The sequence below is a fragment of the Streptomyces sp. 1331.2 genome, assembly GCF_900199205.1.
Lineage (GTDB): Bacteria > Actinomycetota > Actinomycetes > Streptomycetales > Streptomycetaceae > Kitasatospora.
Map to the genome: position 1 here is coordinate 6,438,398 of NZ_OBMJ01000001.1, position 16,839 is coordinate 6,455,236.

Below are 16,839 nucleotides of genomic sequence, written 5' to 3' on the forward strand. Positions count from 1 at the left end.
GCTGGATTGGTCAAAGTTCTACAAAGCTGTCGAAGATCGGCCGGAAAGCGGTCCCACGGCGCCCGCGGCGGGGCTATGCTCTTCGAGGTTTGAAGAGGCACCTCGTTCGGTGAGGCGTCTTCACGGACACAGGCCACTGACCCGACGACGTCGAGAGACGCCCAGGTTCAGGACAGGTCTTCCCGAGTTAAGGGTTGACCCCAAGTGGCTTCCGGCCGGTCGGCCGGACACGCCGTGGAGTGCCAAAGCTCTGACGAGTTGGGGTGTGCCGGTCCCGTACGGGCCGGTGTGCTCCTTGCCGTGTCGTGATGCGGCGCACAGACGGTGCGCCCCCGGCCGGGAGGAGGCGAGAGACATGGACTGCAGTAGTCCGGGCCACAGTTGCCCCTGTCCCCGCATGCCCTCGCACACCTCCGGCACGCGGTAACAACCACCCCTGCGCGTAAACCAGTTGCTCGCTCCTGCGCCCAACCGTGCGCTGATGCAAGCGGCCTGACGCGTCGTCACCACAGCCGCGCACCATCCGTTCGCCCGTACGGCCGCCGCCGCTCAGCGCCGCCGTGCGGTCCGGTGCCGTGCGTTCCGGCGCCCATGAGGTCCGGTGTCGATGCGGTCCGGTGCCATGCGTTCCTGTCGCGCGCCCGCAGGGGGGGGTTGCTGCTGCGTGCCCCCAACTTCCCCCTCGCACAAGAGGGTTCAGGGAGGCCCTGTCATGACCAATGTGATGCTGGACCCGAAGGTCCCGACGCCGCGCACCGCGGTGCTGGACGACGCCCACGTCGGCGACATCAAGGGTGCCCTCGGCACCATCCGGCTCGACGACACCACCCCGCGCCACGGGCTCTCCGCCCGGCTCAAGACACTCCTCGCGATCATCGGCCCCGGCCTGATCGTCATGGTCGGCGACAACGATGCCGGCGCCTTCTCCACCTACGGCCAGGCCGGACAGAACTACGGCACCCAGCTGCTGTGGACGCTGCTGATGCTGGTCCCGGTGCTGTACGTCAACCAGGAGATGGTGCTGCGCCTGGGCGCCGTCACCGGCGTCGGCCACGCCCGCCTGATCCTGGAGCGCTTCGGCCGGTTCTGGGGCGCGTTCAGCGTGATCGACCTGTTCCTGCTCAACGCCCTCACCCTGGTCACCGAGTTCATCGGCGTCACCCTCGCCGCCGGCTACCTCGGCCTGCCCAAGGCCGCCGCGGTCGTCCTGGCCGCCGCGATCATCATCGCCTCGGCGTTCACCGGCTCCTTCCAGCGCTTCGAACGCGTCGCCATCACGCTCTGCGTCGGCTCGCTGCTGCTGGTGCCGGTGTACTTCCTGGTCCACCCCAGCACCTCGCAGATGGCCCACGACTTCGTGGTGCCCGCCATGCCGGGCGGCTCCGGTCAGCTCGCGGCCGTGATGCTGGTGATCATCTCCATCGTCGGCACCACCGTCGCTCCCTGGCAGCTGTTCTTCCAGCAGTCGTACGTCATCGACAAGCGGATCACCCCGCGTTTCATGCGCTACGAGAAGATCGACCTGTGGATCGGCATCGTGGTCGTGATCGTCGGCGCGGCCGCGATGACGGGCCTGACCGCCGCGGCCTTCTCGGGCACCGACGGCTTCGGCCAGTTCTCCGACGCGGCCGCCGTCGCCCGGGGCATCGAGGCCAAGGCCGGTCACCTGGCGGGCGTGCTCTTCGCCATCGCCCTGCTCGACGCCTCCATCATCGGCGCCTTCGCCGTGTCGCTGTCCACCGCCTACGCCATCGGCGACGTCTTCGGCATCAGGCACTCGCTGCACCGGGGCGTCAAGGGCGCCAAGGGCTTCTACGGGATCTACGCCGGCCTGGTGACCGTGGCCGCCGCGATCACCCTGCTGTCCACCGGGTACACCCAGGGCCTGATGACCCAGTTCGTCCAGGTCCTCGCCGGGGTGCTGCTGCCCTCCGCCACCGTCTTCCTGCTCCTGCTCTGCAACGACAAGGCCGTCCTCGGTCCCTGGGTCAACGGACCGCGGACCAACGCCTTCACCTCGGCCGTGGTCGGCGTCCTGGTCACGCTCTCGATGATCCTGACCGCCGCCGTGGTCTGGCCCGACATCAGCTCCCAGGCCATCCTGTGGATCATGACGGGCTGCGGCGTGGCCGGCGTCCTGGTCGCCGGGTACTTCTTCACCTCCGGCCGTACGGCCACCAAGGAGGACCCCGTCGACCGCACCGACCGGGAGAACTGGCGGATGCCCCCGCTGGAAACCCTCGCCAAGCCCGCCATGTCCACCGCCCGCAAGGCCGGCATGGGCGCCCTGCGCGCCTACCTGCTGATCGCAATGATCATGGTCATCATCAAGGTCGTCCAGACCGCGCTGAGTCACTGAGCCCCGTCCGTCCACCCTCCCCGTGAAGGCCCCCTCGTGAAGGAGGTGCCGTCGTGCACACCCTGACCACCGTCGAGTTCCTGGTCCGGCTCGCCACCGGCGTCGCCTGCGGCGCCCTGATCGGCGTCGAACGCCAGTGGCGGGCCCGGATGGCCGGCCTGCGCACCAACGCCCTGGTCGCCGCCGGCGCCACCCTGTTCGTCCTGTACAGCGAGGCCGTCGCCGACACCGGCAGCCCCACCCGGGTCGCCTCCTACGTCGTCTCCGGCATCGGCTTCCTCGGCGGTGGCGTCATCCTGCGCGACGGCGCCGGCATCCGCGGCCTCAACACCGCCGCCACACTGTGGTGTTCGGCCGCCGTCGGGGTGCTGGCCGCGGCCGGGAAACTGGAGCTGGCCGTCCTCGGCACGCTCGCCGTGCTCGCCGTGCACCTCGTCCTGCGCCCGGCCGGCCGGCTGCTCGACCGGGCCCCGCAGTCCGGCAGTGACCCGGACTCCACCATCCGCGCCACCGTCCACCTGGAGTGCGACCGCAAGTCCGAGACCCACATCCGGGCCCTGCTGCTCCAGGCCCTCGCCGCCTCCGGCCTCGCCCCGACCGGCCTGCGCGCCCGCCGCACCGAACAGGGCGACGCCACCAACCTGCGGGCCACCGTCGCGACCACCGGGCAGGTCGCCCCCGCCCTCGAACAGGTCGTCACCCGGCTGTCCCTGGAACCCGGGGTCCGCGACCTGCACTGGCACCTGGACGAGGACCCGGAGGACCCGGGCAACCCGGCGCTCGCCTGAGGAGGCCTGAGGAGGCCTGAGGAGACCGGGAGGCCTGAGGAGGCCTGAGGAGACCCGGGGAGGCCGGGGGAGTAGAACGGAAAGTCCGTCACACCGACGTCAGGACCAACGCGCGAACCGCCTGGGAGGCCCGATGCCGATCCGCCGACCCGACCCCGAGCACGGGCCGCTGGTGCCGATGCTGCTGGTGCTGACCGTGGTCACCGGGGTGGTGGACGCGGTCAGCTACCTCGAACTCGGCCACGTCTTCGTCGCCAACATGACCGGCAACGTGGTGTTCCTCGGCTTCGCCCTGGCCGGCGCCGCCAATTTCTCCGCCACCGCCTCGCTGGCCGCCCTCGTCGCCTTCCTGCTAGGCGCCATGGCCGGCGGCCACCTCACCCGCCGGCTGCCCGGCCACCGCGGGCACCTGTTGACCGCCGCCGTCGCCGTCCAGGCGGTGCTCCTCGCCGGGGCCACCGTCCTGGCGGCGGCCGTCGGACACAGCTCCGACCCGGCCCGCTACAGCCTGATCGGGCTGCTCGGCTTCGCCATGGGCGGGCAGAACGCGGTGGTCCGCGCCCTGAAGGTCCCCGACCTCACCACCACCGTGCTCACCATGACCATCACCGCCCTCGCCGCCGACCGCGCCGGCCCCCGCCGCCTCGCCTCCGCCGTCTGGATGTTCGCCGGCGCCCTCCTCGGCGCCCTCCTGGTCCTCCACACCACCGTCCCCGCCGCCCTCGCCCTGGCCCTCGCCCTCCTCCTCACCGTCGTCGCCCTCACCCACCACGCCGCCAAGCCCACCCCGGCGCCCGCCTGGACCCGACCGCGCTGAGCCCGCCGGCCGCACCAGGCGCTTGCGGCACCGCCGCCACGCCGTCCGAACCCGCCTTCGCCGGCTCAGTCCTCGTGCCGGTGGCCCGCGCGGCCGCTCCAGAGCGGTTCCAGCCGCGCCCAGGAGTCACCCCAGGCGCCTTCGGCGCGGCGGTCGAGGGCGCGCAGGCGCAGCCGCAGGGCGATGGTGAGGGCGGCGAGCAGGACGACGAGGGCGCCGCTGCCGGTGCAGGCGGCGGAGAGGGCGATGGTGATGCGCTCGACCGGGGGTGCGGAGGCGTTGCCGGCCTGGTCGATCCAGATCGGGATCCGGGTGCCGGTGAGGGCGGTGCGCGTGGCCTGGAGGGTGCCGACGTGCCGGCTGCCGTCGGGGCCGGTCCAGGCGGCTTCGACGTCGGCCCGGTTGCTGTAGCCCCCGGCGTAGCGGCTGCCGGCGGGAGCGGCGTGGTCCGGGGCGCTGTGGATCACCGCGTCGACCTGGTGCAGCCGTGCGCGTTCCGCGGCGGCTCGGGAGGCGGTGTCGCGGTAGAGGAGCAGGGCGCCGCCCGCGGCGAGGGCGACGGCGAGCACCGCGCCGAGCGCGGCGAGCAGCCAGGCGCGGGCGCGGGAGCGGTCGAGGGGGCGGGCGAGCGGTTCGTGCCGGGCAGCGAGGGCCCGCCGGAGCTGACGGCCGGTTCGTCGCGGCAGCGACGCGGGCCGGGCCGGGCGGCGGGATGTGCTGGACACGGTGACGGCTCCTCGGGGACGTCGGGGATCAAGGTGGCGCGCCACCCAATCTCCACCCGACGGCCTCCCGCGCACAAGAGTGGTGCGCGCCCGTAGTACCGGCCGTGGCCGCCATGGTCGGCCGCGGCGTTCCGCCAGTGCCGCTCGTCCCCGCAGCCGGGACCTTCGACCCTCGGCAGCCGCACCCCCGCCGGGGCAGGCTGGGTACCGGCGGCGCCCTCCCCCGTGCCCGGGCGCCGCCACGGCCCGGTGATCGTGGGGGTCGTCGGGCCGAGGTGCGGGGCAGGGGGCGGCCGTGGGGGCCGCCCCCTGCACTCCCGCTGCTGCGTCAGCGTTCTGACGTCTCCTCAGGTCATGGCCGTAACTCGCCGGCTACGCCTCGGTCGGGATCATCGCCTTGACGCTGACGCTGACGCTGCTGAAGCGGATCACCGGGACCGGCGGCGGCCCACAACGGCTGACCTCGCCCGTTTGCCCGTCTGCCCGTCCGCCCCGTCGCCCGCCGGTCAGCGGGCGACGGGGTAGCCGTGCGTCCCGGCCCGAAGCGCCGGGGCGAGGTGCGGCAGCCAGCTGCCCAGCACCAGCGCGGACGGGTAGAACATCGGCTCCGGCAGCGCGTCCAGCGGGAAGCGCTCCCAGCCGCCGCAGGCGTGCGGCTCGGTGACCACCGCCTCGGCCAGGCTCGGCGGCGCCAGCACGGCGGCGGTCAGCCGGGGCCGGCCGAGCTCGTGGTCGAGGTGCACCCCGAGGACCCGCATCGCCTCGGCCGGCAGCAGGATGCCGGTCTCCTCCGCGAGTTCGCGGGCCGCCGTCTGCTCGAAGGACTCGCCCGGGTCGACCTTGCCGCCCGGCAGGCTCCAGGTGGGCGGCTCACCGGCGGTGGTGCGCCGGCCGAGCAGCACCCGGCCGTCCCCGGTGGGGACGACGATCCCGGCGCCGAGCAGCGGTGCGGTCGGTGTGGTGCTCAACTCGCGGTCTCCTTCAGCTGGTTACCAGTTGGAGCGCTCGTAGTCCTTGAGGAAGCAGCCGTACAGGTCCTCGCCCTGCTCGCCGCGCACGATCGGGTCGTACACCCGGGCCGCGCCGTCGACCAGGTCGAGCGGGGCGTGGAAGCCCTCGTCGGCGAGGCGCATCTTGTCCGGGTGCGGCCGCTCGTCGGTGATCCAGCCGGTGTCGACGGCGGTCATCAGGATGCCGTCGGACTCGAACATCTCCTGGGCGCTGGTGCGGGTGAGCATGTTGAGCGCGGCCTTGGCCATGTTGGTGTGCGGGTGGCCGGCGCCCTTGTAGCCGCGCTGGAAGACGCCCTCCATGGCGGAGACGTTGACCACGTACTTGCGGCGGGAGGCCGAGGCGGCCATCGCCGGGCGCAGTCGGCTGATCAGGATGAACGGCGCAGTGGAGTTGCAGAGCTGGACTTCCAGCAGCTCGACCGGGCCGACCTCGCTGACGGACTGCACCCAGCTGTTGGTGGGCGCGAGGTCGGGCACCAGGCCGCCGGCGTCGATCGCGGTGCCCGCCGCGATCCGGGCGGGGGTGGCGGAGCCGGTGACCAGGGCGAGCGAGGTGACGTCCTCCGCGGCCATCCGCTCGCTCTCGCCGCTCGCCTGGTGGGGGAGCGCCGGCAGGTCGACGCTGCCGCTGCCGAAGCGGCCGATGGTGATGGCCTGCGGCAGCTCGCCGGCGGGCAGCGGCGCGGACTCGGCGTTGACCAGCTCCCGGTAGGACTCCGGCGGGCGGCGCACGGTCTGCGCGGCGTTGTTGATCAGGATGTCCAGCGGGCCGTCGGCGGCGACCTCGTCGGCGAGGGCCATGACCTGGGCCGGGTCGCGCAGGTCGATGCCGATGACCTTGAGGCGGTGGATCCAGTCGGCGCTGTCCGGCATCGCCTTGAAGCGGCGGATCGCGTCGTTGGGGAAGCGCGTGGTGATGGTGGTGTGGGCGCCGTCGCGCAGCAGCATCAGCGCGATGTACATCCCGATCTTGGCCCGGCCGCCGGTGAGCAGCGCGCGCTTGCCGGTGAGGTCGGCCCGGGCGTCCCGGCGGGAGCGGTTCTTGACGGCGCAGTCCTGGCAGAGGTTGTGGTAGAACGCGTCGACCTCGACGTACCGCTGCTTGCAGGTGTAGCAGGAGCGGGGGCGCTCCAGGATGCCGGCGATCTCGGTGGTGGTGACGGTGGTCAGGCCGAAGGCGCCGGCCGTCTCGTCGTCGATCCGGGTGGGGGCGCCGGTGGCGGTGCGGGCGGTGACCGCGCGGTCGTTGGCGGTCTTGCGGGCCCGGGTCTCCTGGCGGCGGCGCTGCTTGAGCGTGCGGAATATACCGCCGACGGCCTTGCGGACGGTGATCGCGTCCGGGTGGTCCACGTGCAGCCGGTCGAGGTCCGCGAGCACCTCCAGGCAGAGCTTCAGCCGCTCGGGGTCGAGGCCGGGACCGTAGTCGATCTCCTCCTCGGTGTCCTCGTCCTGGCCCTGCCGGATGTCCGTCTGCCCGATGCCCACGCCTGCTGCCGCTCTCCTGCTCGCCCTGCCCATTACCGCGTGAATGCTACGGGAGTGGTCCCGGCCGGGGCGAAAAGCGGACGTCAGAGAGGGTGTGGGGAGGTCATTTGGATGATCCTCCATGTCTACGCGCGAAGCATTGATCACGGTTTGTGGACTGCCCCAGCAATGTTCCTCGAACTGGCTTTTGTCCCCACCCTCACGGAGAATCGAACGCTGGGTGCAGGGCGCCCGAGTGCGCCCCGACGGCATCGCCGCAACCGCACCCGAGGTGTAATTTCTCCCAGCCAGAGAGCCCCCTTCATGCGCTTCCTGAACGACCTCAAGCCCTCGTACGACTTGACGTACGACGACGTCTTCATGGTCCCCAGCCGTTCCGCCGTGGGCTCCCGGCAGGGAGTGGACCTCTCCTCGAACGACGGCACCGGCACCACCATCCCGCTGGTCGTGGCCAACATGACCGCCATCGCCGGCCGCCGGATGGCCGAGACCGTCGCCCGCCGCGGCGGCCTGGTCGCCATCCCGCAGGACATCCCCACCGAGGTCATCGCCGAGGTCATCACCTGGGTCAAGCGGCGCCACCTGGTGTACGACACCCCGATCACCCTCGCCCCGGGCGCCACCGTCGCCGAGGCGCTCTCGCTGCTGCCCAAGCGCGCGCACGGCGCCCTCGTCGTGGTGGAGGACGACAAGCCGGTCGGCGTCGTCACCGACTCCGACTGCCAGGGCGTGGACCGATTCACCAGCCTCGCCGACATCATGTCCCGCGACCTCCTGCTGCTGGACGAGGGCATCGAGCCGCGGGCCGCCTTCGACAAGCTCACCGAGGCGCACCGCAAGCTCGCCCCGGTGGTCGACGCCGACGGCCGCCTGGTCGGCATCCTCACCCGCAAGAGCGCGCTGCGCGCCACCCTGTACACCCCGGCCGTGGACGCGAACGGCAAGCTGCGCATCGCCGCCACCGTCGGCATCAACGGCGACGTCGCGGGCAAGGCCAAGGCCCTGATCGAGGCCGGCGCCGACGTGCTCGTGGTGGACACCGCGCACGGCCACCAGGAGTCCATGATCAGCGCGCTGCGCGCTGTGCGCGGCCTGGACCCGCAGATCCCGATCGTGGCCGGCAACGTGGTCTCCGCCGCCGGTGTCCGCGACCTGGTCGAGGCGGGCGCCGACATCCTCAAGGTCGGCGTCGGCCCCGGCGCCATGTGCACCACCCGGATGATGACCGGCGTCGGCCGCCCGCAGTTCTCCGCCGTCCTGGAGTGCGCCGCCGAGGCGCGCCGGCTCGGCAAGCACGTGTGGGCCGACGGCGGCGTGCGGCACCCGCGCGACGTCGCCATGGCGCTGGCCGCCGGCGCCTCCAACGTGATGATCGGCTCCTGGTTCGCCGGGACCTACGAGTCCCCGGGCGACCTGCAGACCGCCGCCGACGGCCGCCAGTACAAGGAGAGCTTCGGCATGGCCTCGGCCCGCGCCGTGAGCAACCGCACCGCCCAGGACTCCTCGTACGACCGGGCCCGCAAGGCGCTGTTCGAGGAGGGCATCTCGCACTCCCGGATGTTCCTCGACCCGGCCCGCCCGGGCGTCGAGGACCTGATCGACTCGATCATCGCGGGCGTGCGCAGCTCCTGCACCTACGCGGGCGCCAGCAGCCTGGAGGAGTTCCAGGAGAAGGCGATCGTGGGCATCCAGAGCGCGGCCGGCTACGCCGAGGGCAAGCCGCTGCACTCCAGCTGGGCCTGATCACCCGCGTCGGCGGCGCTCGCGTCCGCAGCACCCGCGTCCGCAGCACCCGCGTGAGCGGGGGCCGCGGACGCGGCGCCTGCTTCTGCGGCGCTCGCGTCCGCTCCGGCGGATCCACCGGCCGGCCGGCTCCTCGCCTCGGGGAGCCGGCCGGCCGGCGCCGTGCCGGGGCCGCCGGGGGCGAGGCCCGACGGGTCACCCGACCAGTGGTCCGACGGGTCACCCGACCAGTGGTCCGTCGGGTGGTCCGACCGACGGCCCGGCCGGTGGCCCGACGGGTGGCGCGGCCCTGAGGTCCCCAGGGGGACCAGCAGTGCGCGGCCGAGCAGCCCGACCGAGCAGTCCAGTGCGGTGGCGAAGGCCCGCGCCGCGCCCGGCAGGTGGCGCAGCTCCCATAGCGCCCGGACAGCAGACCAGGCTCCCTCGCGCGCGGCCTCCACCGACCAGGCGCTGAGCAGGTGGGTGAGCGGCTCCGCGCACTCCAGCAGGTCGGGCCCGGGCATCAGCTGCTCCCGGACGGCCGTCTCCACGGCGGCCAGCACCTCGTTGATCCGGTGGTAGTCCTCCTCCATGTCGGCCGGCGCACAGCCCCGGCGGCGGCAGGTGTCGATGACGGCGAGCGGCAGGTCGTGCTGGATGTGGGCGTTCATCCCGGCCAAGGCGAACTGCAGCGGGTGCACGCCCGGGTGGGTGCGCAGCGCGAACAGCGGCTGCCAGCAGGCGGGCGGTTCCTGCCCGGCCGTGTCGGCGGCCACGGCCCGCAGGTACCGCCCGGCGAACACCACGTCCAGCTCGGCCATCGTCGGCGGATCCGTGAAGTACCCGGCGCCGAGCCCGTCGCGCACGGCCTCCGTCACATCGAGGTAGAGCCGGTTGAAGACCGCCACCCCGTCGGCCGGGGGCAGCCCCGCCCCGATCTCCCGCAGCCTGCCGACCACCTCCTCGACCGTGCTCGCCGGTCGGGCAGTCCCGGCCGTCCCGGTCATCCCGGCCGTGACCGTCCGACCACCCATCGCCGTTCCGGGCATGCGTCACCCTCCGATGTCGATCGTGCACTGATCGCATCATCGTGACAGCGCGGCCCGGAGCCGGGCGGGCGCGGCACGCCGGGCCCGAGTGGGCGGCGGGCCTCAGCCCAGCTCGTACTCCAGGACGTAGGTGTGGGCGCCGGACTCGTCAACGGTCAGGTGGAACTCCCCGGTGATCCCGGCCAGCTCGCCCGCCCCCGTGCCCGGCACCACGCGTACCGTCGTGCCGCTGGTGTCCCAGGCCGCGTGCTGGAGCACGAACGAGCCCTCCCGCCCGTCCAGTTCACCCGTCACGTGCTCCACCGCGACGTACGACGCCGGGCCGCCGCTCGGGCCGGCGACGGACAGCATCCGTACCTCGCTCGTACCGCTCAGCCCGCCCGTGAACGCCTTGGTGATCCGGACCCGCCCGAAGGCCGCACCGCCTTCCCGCTCCTCCGCCTCCACCGGCTCGAACGCCGTGACCTCGAACGACCCGCTCGCCCTGCTCCCCATGGCACTGTCCCCTTGTCTGCCGTCTGCCGTCTGCCGTCTGCCGTCAGCCGCCCGTACGGCCGGCACCTCGCCGACCGCGGATGAAGCCTTGCACACGGCACTGACAATCGAGCCCGAGCCGACCGGGGGAGCAGCGCCGCCCGGTCACGGCTCCCAGCGCACCGCCAGCACCGCCGCGTCGTCCGCCAACCCGGAGTCCCCGACCCAGCCGCCGACGTCCGCCAGCACCGCGTCCAGCAGGTCCGCCGGGCTCCCACCGTGCAGTCCGGGCAGCCGCTCCGCCAGCGGGTAGAACCGCCCGCCGGCGTCCCGGGCCTCCGAGACGCCGTCGGTGTGCAGGAGCAGCACGTCGCCCGGCTCCGGCTCGAACGCCCGCGCCTGGTACTCGTCGCCGGTCAGCCCGAGCAGCCCCAGCGGCGGCGCGGAGAACGGAGGCTCCAGCTCGCTCACCCGGCCCGCCCGGCGCAGCAGCGGGGGCGGGTGGCCGCAGTTCACCACCCGCACCGGCCCCCGGTCCGGCGCCACGTCGAGCAGCAGCGCGGTGGCGAAGCGGTCCCCGTCCGGGCGGGCGGTGAGCGCCGCGTCCAGGCGCTCCGCGAGCCGCCCGGGATCGGGCTCGGTCCGCGCCGCCTCCCGGAACACCCCGAGCACGTCCGCCGCCGTCTCCACCGCCGGCAGCCCGTGCCCCTGGACGTCGCCGAGCAGGATCCGCACCCCGAACCGGGTGTCGACCACCGCGTACAGGTCGCCGCCGATCCGCGCCTCGGCCGCCGCCGCGACGTAGCGCACCGCCACCCGCAGCGGGCCGACCCGCTCGGGAGGCGGCCGCAGCAGGGCCCGCTGCGCGGCCTCGGACACCGTCCGGACCTGGAACAGTTCCCGCTCGCGGGCCGCCACCAGGACCACGCTGGCGGCGCTGGCCAGGGTGGAGGCCAGCACGGTGACCGGCACGCTGATCCGCACGGAGGCCGGCAGCTGCGTGTTGGCCGACTCCAGCAGCCCGACCGCGAGCAGCGCCGCGGCGCCGACCAGTAGCGGCACCCGGGCCCGCCGGGTGGTCGCCCCGGCGAGGACGGGGGCCACCGCGAGCAGTGGCGACAGGGTGGTCCCCGGGCCGATGGCCAGCGCGGCCACCACGGCTGCGACCAGCAGCAGGAGTGAGCCGTACAGCAGCATCCGGGTCCGTCGGGGCAGGTGCAGCGGCGGCACCCCGTCCGGGCCGTCGGCGGTCACGCGTCCTCCAGTGGTCCGTCGGCTGATCCGACAGGTGTCCGGCAGATGGTCGGAGGCCCCCGGCGGAGCGAGGGCCTCGGTCCACTCTCCTCGCCCGGCCCCGGGTCAGCACCTCGGCCCGCCCCCGCCCCCGGCGCGTCGGGCCGCCCCCGGCCTGGTACCTCGGTCACGGGCCCGCTCGGGGCGCGCACTACGCTGGGCCGGGACATGAGACGTAAGAGCCGCCGCCCCGCCTCCCCCCTCCCGCAGCGCCACGGTGTGGACCCGGTGCACCTGCGGCTGCCGCTCGAAGGCCCCTGGCCGACCGTGCGGGACCACCTGGTGGACCGGCTGCCCGCCGTCCCGGCCGAGCGGATCGACGCGGCGCTGCGCGACCGCGAGATCGTCGGGGAGCAGGGCCCGATCGCCCCGGACGAACCGTTTCGCCCCGGCGCCCACCTGTGGTTCCACCGCGACCTCCCGGACGAGGTGCACGTCCCGTTCGAGCTGGTCGTGCTGCACCGCGACGAGCACCTGGTGGTCGTCGACAAGCCGCACTTCCTGGCCACCACCCCGCGCGGCAAGCACGTCACCGAGACGGCGCTCTCCCGGCTGCGGCACAGTCTCGACCTGCCCGCGCTCAGCCCCGCGCACCGCCTTGACCGGCTCACCGCCGGCCTGGCCATGTTCATCGTCCGCCCCGAGGACCGCGGTGCCTACCAGACGCTGTTCCGCGACCGCCTGGTGCGCAAGGAGTACCAGGCGATCGCGGGTTACGACCCGGAGCTGAGCCTGCCGCGCACCGTGCGCAGCCACATCGTCAAGGAGCGCGGGGTGATCGCCGCGCAGGAGGTCGAGGACGCACCGCCGAACAGCGAGAGCCGGATCGACCTGCTGGAGCGCCGCGACGGCCTCGCCCGTTACCGGCTGCGCCCGCTGAGCGGACGCACCCACCAGCTGCGGCTGCACATGAGCGGCCTCGGACTGCCCATCCTCGGCGACCCGGTGTACCCGGTGGTCCTGCCCGAACCGGCCCCGGACGACTTCCGCCGCCCGCTGCAACTGCTCGCCTCGGTGGTCGAGTTCACCGACCCGCTGACCGGCCGCGAGCGCCGGTTCGAGACCCGCCGCACCCTGGCCGCCTGGACCGACCCGGCCGGCTGGGAGGAAGGGACCGGCACCGGGTCCTAGTAGGGCCTGGTCAGGTCGGTGCCGTGGTGGCGTGTCCTGGGGAGTAGGTGGCGCGTTGTTGGTGTGTGACACCTGGGGAGATGGCCGAGGTCCGGGAGGACCTGGAGGCGTTCACGGCGGGGTTGTTCGAAGCGTTCACGCGCGCTGACCAGCGGCGTTGGGGGCAGGCGTACGTGCGTGGGCTGCTCCTGGACGGCAAGCGGAAGTCGGTGGAGCCGATGGCCGCGCGGCTCGGGGAGGACGGAAACCGGCAGGCTCTCGCGCACTTCGTCACGACAAGCCCCTGGGATCCGGCACATGTCCGGGCCCGTTTGTCCTGGAGGATGCAGGACGCCATCGATCCGACCGCGCTGATCATCGACGACACGGGGTTCCTCAAGGACGGCGACGCGTCGGCGTGTGTGTCGCGGCAGTACACCGGAACCGCGGGCAAGGTCACCAACTGCCAAGTGGGCGTCTCGCTCCACTTGGCCCGTGACCACGCCTCGGCGCCGGTCAACTGGCGGCTGTTCCTCCCCGCGTCCTGGGACCCCGAATCGACGAAGGCCGACCCGGACAAGGTCGCCCGGCGAGACCGGTGCGGCATCCCCGCAGGCCTGGGCCACGTGGAGAAGTGGCAGCTGGCCCTGGACATGATCGACGAGACCCGGTGCTGGGGTGTCCACGTCCCGCTCGCCATCGCCGACGCCGGATACGGCGACGCCGCGGCCTTCCGCCTCGGCCTCCAGCAACGCGGCCTGCACTACGTGCTGGGGATCTCCACCACGCCGACCGCGCACCCTGCCGAAGCCCGGCCCGTCACGCCCGCCTACAGCGGCACCGGCCGGCCGCCGGTGGCGAAGTACCCGGACAAGGCCCGCAGTGTGAAGGACCTGGCCATCGCTGCCGGGCCGAAAGCGGCCAGGCCGGTGTCGTGGCGGGAGGGGTCGCGCCCAGGCAAGGCGAAGAGCGGCTTCAAGCGGATGTATTCGCGCTTCGTGGCGCTGCGGATCCGCCCGGCCGGACGCGAGATCCGCGACGCCACCGAGGGCGTGGAGCTGGCCGAGTGCTGGCTGCTGGCCGAATGGCCCGCCAAGGAAGCCGAGCCGGTCCAGTTCTGGCTCTCGAACCTGCCCGCCGACACCCCGCTGACCACTCTGGTGCGAATGGCCAAGCTCCGCTGGCGGATCGAGCACGACTACCGGGAGATGAAACAGGCCCTCGGCCTGGCCCACTTCGAGGGCCGCACGTTCACCGGCTGGCATCACCACGTCACGCTCGTCTCTCTCGCCCACGCGTTCTGCACCCTGCGCAGACTGGCCACCGCCCCAAAAGACGCGGGGCCGGCCTGAGCCTCTACCAAGTCGTCCGCGAGCTCCAGATCCTTCTGGCGACCTGGGCCGGCGCCTGCCCCACCTGCCACCGCGACATACCCACACGAAAACAGACCTGACCAAGCCCTACTAGGACCGTCCGTCGCCCTAGGCCCAAGGTCCGACCGGGGCCCGGTCCCGGTGGCCGATCCGCCGCCCGCCCCGGCGGCGCCATCGTTGCGGCATGAACGCAGCACAGCACACCGTCGCATCGCACCCCACCACGCCGCACCCCGTCGCAGCGCACGCCGCTGCGCCGCACACCGCCCGAGTCGCCCTGGTCACCGGCGCCTCCCGGGGCCTCGGGCTGGCCCTCGCGCACGCTCTCGCCGCCGAGGGCTGGCACCTGGTGATCACGGCCCGGGGCGCGGCCGAACTCGCGGCCGCCGAGGCCGACTTGGCCGCCGTGACCAAGGTCGTCGCCTTGCCCGGCAGCATCGTCGACGACGACCATCGCGCCCGACTCGCCGAGGCCGCCGAGGGCCTGGGCGGGGCGAGTCTGCTGGTGAACAACGCCGGCACGCTCAACGGCGCCGCCGCCCCCGGTTCCGAGCCGCTGCCCCGACTGGCCGACTACCCGCTGCCGGACCTGCTGGAGACCTTCGAGGTCAACGCGCTCGCCCCGATCGCCCTCACCCAGCTCGTCCTGCCCCAACTGCGGGCCCACGCCGGCGCCGTGCTCAACGTCAGCTCCGACGCTGCCGTGGTGCCCTACCTCGGCTGGGGAGGCTACGGCGCCAGCAAGGCCGCGCTCGACTTCGCCACAGCCGTCCTGGCCCGGGAGGAGCCGGAGTTGCGGGTCTGGGCGGTCGACCCGGGCTCGATGCGCACCCGGATGCTCCAGGAGGCCAGCCCGGGCGAGGACATCTCCGGCGAGCCGCTGCCCGAGCAGGTGGCGCCGCTCCTGCTCGGCCTGCTCCGCGACCGCACCCCGTCCGGCCGCTACCGGGCCGAGGACCTGGCAGCCCCGGCCGAGAACCCCACCGCCCCGGCCGAGCAGCAGCCGGCCGTCGCAGCCGCGGACCGGGGTGGCCGGTGACCGCACGCACCGACCTCGGCACCGACCTCGGCCTCGACCTCGGTCTCGACCTCGACGTCCCGCCCGAACTCTCCGCCCGCGCACCGGCGGAAGCGCGCGGCGAAGCCCGGGACGGCGTCCGGATGCTGGTCGGCCGCCGCGCCACCGGCGGGGTCGAGCACCGCCGCTTCGCCGAACTGCCCGAAGTACTGCGCCCGGGGGACCTCCTGGTGGTCAACAACTCGGCCACCCTGCCCGCTGCGCTGCCTGGCCGGCTGCCCGACGGCACGCCCGTCGCGGTGCACCTCTCCTCGGCCCAACCGGACCGGCACGGCGCCCATCTGGTCGAGTTGCGCCGCGTCGTGCCCGGGCAGGCGGCGGCGTACTACCCGCCGGAGGAGTCCCCGGCCCGGGCGGGCCTGCGGGTCACCCTGCCCGCGGGCGGCGCGGCGGAGCTGACCGGGGCCTTCACCTCCCGCCTCTGGCACGCCGAACTCGCCCTGCCGACAACGCTGTTGCCGTACCTGACGCTGCACGGCCGGGCGATCCGGTACGGCTACGTGGACCGGGAGTGGCCGATCGAGGCCTACCAGACGGTCTTCGCGACCGTCCCCGGCAGCAGCGAAATGCCCAGCGCCGCACGCCCCTTCAGTGCAGAGGTGGTGGCCAGGCTGGCCGGCCGGGGGGTGCTCGTCGCGCCGGTCACCCTGCACACCGGGGTGGCCTCGCCGGAGGCGCACGAGGCCCCGTACGCGGAACGCTTCCATGTCCCGGCCGCCACCGCCCGGTTGGCCGGCCATGTCCGGGCCGGGGGCGGCCGGGTGATCGCCGTTGGCACCACCGTGGTCCGTGCCCTGGAATCGGCGGTCGGACCGGACGGCACACTCCAGGAGGCCGACGGCTGGACGGAGTTGGTCATCACCCCCGAGCGTGGCGTGCGTGCCGTCGACGGGCTGCTCACCGGCTGGCACGAGCCCCGCGCGTCCCACCTGCTGATGCTCGCCGCCGTCGCCGGCCGCCCGCTGCTCACCTCCTGCTACCGCGCCGCCGTCCGACAGCGCTACCTCTGGCACGAGTTCGGCGACGTCAACCTCCTCCTGCCGGACTGACTTCTCCGCTCGGGCGGACTCCACCTCTCGGACCGGGTGCCGACCGGGGAGGCGGGTCAGGCCAGCAGGGTGCGGGCGACGTGGTCGGTGTCGAGGTACTCGCGGACGGCGGTGATCCGGCCGTCCTCGACGGTGAAGACGCCCAGGCAATGGTTCTCGTACGGTTCGCCGTTGGCAGCCGTGCCGACGACGGTCCACTCGGCGACCGCCTGCGGGCCGTCGGCGAGGGCGTGGGTGAGGGTGATGGCGGGCAGGCCGTCGGCGGCGAACAGGGCGCCGACCTGGCCCAGGAAGTCGCCGAAGATCTCCTGCTTGCCGCGCCAGGTGCGGGAGAGGGCGAGCCTGCCGGGGTAGGTCCAGGTGGCGTCCTCGGCGAACAGGGCGATCGCGGCGTCGAGTTCGCCCGCCGCGAGCAGGGTGACGTAGTCGGTGACGACGGTGCGGGCGTCGGGGTGCTGCACGCTGGGCTCCTCTGGTCCGTCCGGTCGGGGCTGTCCCGCCGTG

Annotated in this window: 15 protein-coding genes and 1 riboswitch; of the genes, 8 read left to right on the forward strand and 7 right to left on the reverse strand. The window is 73.5% G+C overall.

Features of this window, described 5'->3' with window-relative positions; translation table 11 throughout:
• The first annotated feature begins 94 nt into the window (after positions 1 to 94).
• Positions 95 to 270: riboswitch (M-box (ykoK) riboswitch) on the forward strand.
• 442 nt (positions 271 to 712) lie between these two features.
• The 3 genes from CRP52_RS28055 (at position 713) to CRP52_RS28065 (ending at position 3,964) form a co-directional block, all read left to right on the forward strand.
• Entirely contained in the window at positions 713 to 2,359 is a 1,647-nt protein-coding gene (locus CRP52_RS28055) for an NRAMP family divalent metal transporter (protein WP_097238935.1), read from the forward strand.
• Positions 2,360 to 2,412: 53 nt separating this feature from the next.
• On the forward strand, positions 2,413 to 3,147 hold the full coding sequence (locus CRP52_RS28060) for an MgtC/SapB family protein (RefSeq protein ID WP_097238936.1): 735 nt from the start codon (positions 2,413 to 2,415) through the stop codon (positions 3,145 to 3,147).
• Between the two features lie 133 nt (positions 3,148 to 3,280).
• Positions 3,281 to 3,964: a YoaK family protein gene (locus CRP52_RS28065; RefSeq protein WP_097238937.1), complete on the forward strand. Its 684-nt coding sequence runs from the start codon at positions 3,281 to 3,283 to the stop codon at positions 3,962 to 3,964.
• A gap of 65 nt (positions 3,965 to 4,029) precedes the next feature.
• On the opposite strand, the gene CRP52_RS38535 is transcribed toward CRP52_RS28065, so the two are convergent.
• The 3 genes from CRP52_RS38535 to CRP52_RS28080 all read right to left on the reverse strand — a co-directional run bounded on the left by CRP52_RS38535 (position 4,030) and on the right by CRP52_RS28080 (position 7,166).
• Complete coding sequence (locus tag CRP52_RS38535; RefSeq protein ID WP_097238938.1) at positions 4,030 to 4,689, reverse strand: Rv1733c family protein; 660 nt, start codon at positions 4,687 to 4,689, stop codon at positions 4,030 to 4,032.
• Between the two features lie 506 nt (positions 4,690 to 5,195).
• Positions 5,196 to 5,657 (reverse strand): nucleotide triphosphate diphosphatase NUDT15, encoded by a 462-nt coding sequence (locus CRP52_RS28075; RefSeq protein ID WP_097238939.1) that lies wholly within the window; start codon positions 5,655 to 5,657, stop codon positions 5,196 to 5,198.
• Between the two features lie 21 nt (positions 5,658 to 5,678).
• Positions 5,679 to 7,166 (reverse strand): SDR family NAD(P)-dependent oxidoreductase, encoded by a 1,488-nt coding sequence (locus tag CRP52_RS28080; protein WP_257033144.1) that lies wholly within the window; start codon positions 7,164 to 7,166, stop codon positions 5,679 to 5,681.
• Between the two features lie 324 nt (positions 7,167 to 7,490).
• On the opposite strand from CRP52_RS28080, the gene CRP52_RS28085 reads away from it, so the two are divergent.
• A complete protein-coding gene (locus tag CRP52_RS28085) occupies positions 7,491 to 8,930 on the forward strand; it encodes a GuaB1 family IMP dehydrogenase-related protein (RefSeq protein ID WP_097238941.1) in 1,440 nt (479 codons plus the stop codon).
• Here CRP52_RS28085 and CRP52_RS40635 read toward each other — a convergent pair.
• From CRP52_RS40635 to CRP52_RS28100, 3 genes are all read right to left on the reverse strand, one after another.
• The gene (locus tag CRP52_RS40635) at positions 8,891 to 9,958 is read right to left on the reverse strand and encodes a DUF5995 family protein (protein ID WP_306458895.1); all 1,068 of its coding nucleotides are present in this window, start codon (positions 9,956 to 9,958) and stop codon (positions 8,891 to 8,893) included. The genes CRP52_RS28085 and CRP52_RS40635 overlap by 40 nt on opposite strands.
• Before the next feature lie 102 nt (positions 9,959 to 10,060).
• Positions 10,061 to 10,453, reverse strand: coding sequence for a DUF3224 domain-containing protein (locus tag CRP52_RS28095; RefSeq protein ID WP_097238942.1), 393 nt, complete (start codon positions 10,451 to 10,453; stop codon positions 10,061 to 10,063).
• Positions 10,454 to 10,597: 144 nt separating this feature from the next.
• Complete coding sequence (locus CRP52_RS28100; protein ID WP_257032890.1) at positions 10,598 to 11,686, reverse strand: PP2C family protein-serine/threonine phosphatase; 1,089 nt, start codon at positions 11,684 to 11,686, stop codon at positions 10,598 to 10,600.
• Between the two features lie 207 nt (positions 11,687 to 11,893).
• Between CRP52_RS28100 and CRP52_RS28105 the strand changes: the two genes are divergently transcribed.
• The 4 genes from CRP52_RS28105 (at position 11,894) to CRP52_RS28120 (ending at position 16,335) form a co-directional block, all read left to right on the forward strand.
• A complete protein-coding gene (locus CRP52_RS28105; RefSeq protein ID WP_097238943.1) occupies positions 11,894 to 12,856 on the forward strand; it encodes a pseudouridine synthase in 963 nt (320 codons plus the stop codon).
• An 80-nt stretch (positions 12,857 to 12,936) separates the two neighbouring features.
• Entirely contained in the window at positions 12,937 to 14,187 is a 1,251-nt protein-coding gene (locus CRP52_RS28110; RefSeq protein ID WP_179852681.1) for an IS701 family transposase, read from the forward strand.
• A gap of 205 nt (positions 14,188 to 14,392) precedes the next feature.
• Entirely contained in the window at positions 14,393 to 15,247 is an 855-nt protein-coding gene (locus CRP52_RS28115; RefSeq protein WP_097238944.1) for an SDR family oxidoreductase, read from the forward strand.
• The gene (locus CRP52_RS28120; RefSeq protein ID WP_097238945.1) at positions 15,244 to 16,335 is read left to right on the forward strand and encodes an S-adenosylmethionine:tRNA ribosyltransferase-isomerase; all 1,092 of its coding nucleotides are present in this window, start codon (positions 15,244 to 15,246) and stop codon (positions 16,333 to 16,335) included. Before CRP52_RS28115 ends, CRP52_RS28120 begins: the two co-directional genes overlap by 4 nt.
• 56 nt (positions 16,336 to 16,391) lie before the next feature.
• Here the strand turns inward: CRP52_RS28120 and CRP52_RS28125 are convergent, their stop codons facing one another.
• Positions 16,392 to 16,796 carry a nuclear transport factor 2 family protein gene (locus CRP52_RS28125; protein WP_097238946.1) on the reverse strand — a complete coding sequence of 135 codons (405 nt, stop codon included), beginning with the start codon at positions 16,794 to 16,796 and terminating at the stop codon, positions 16,392 to 16,394.
• Between the last annotated feature and the right edge of the window lie 43 nt (positions 16,797 to 16,839).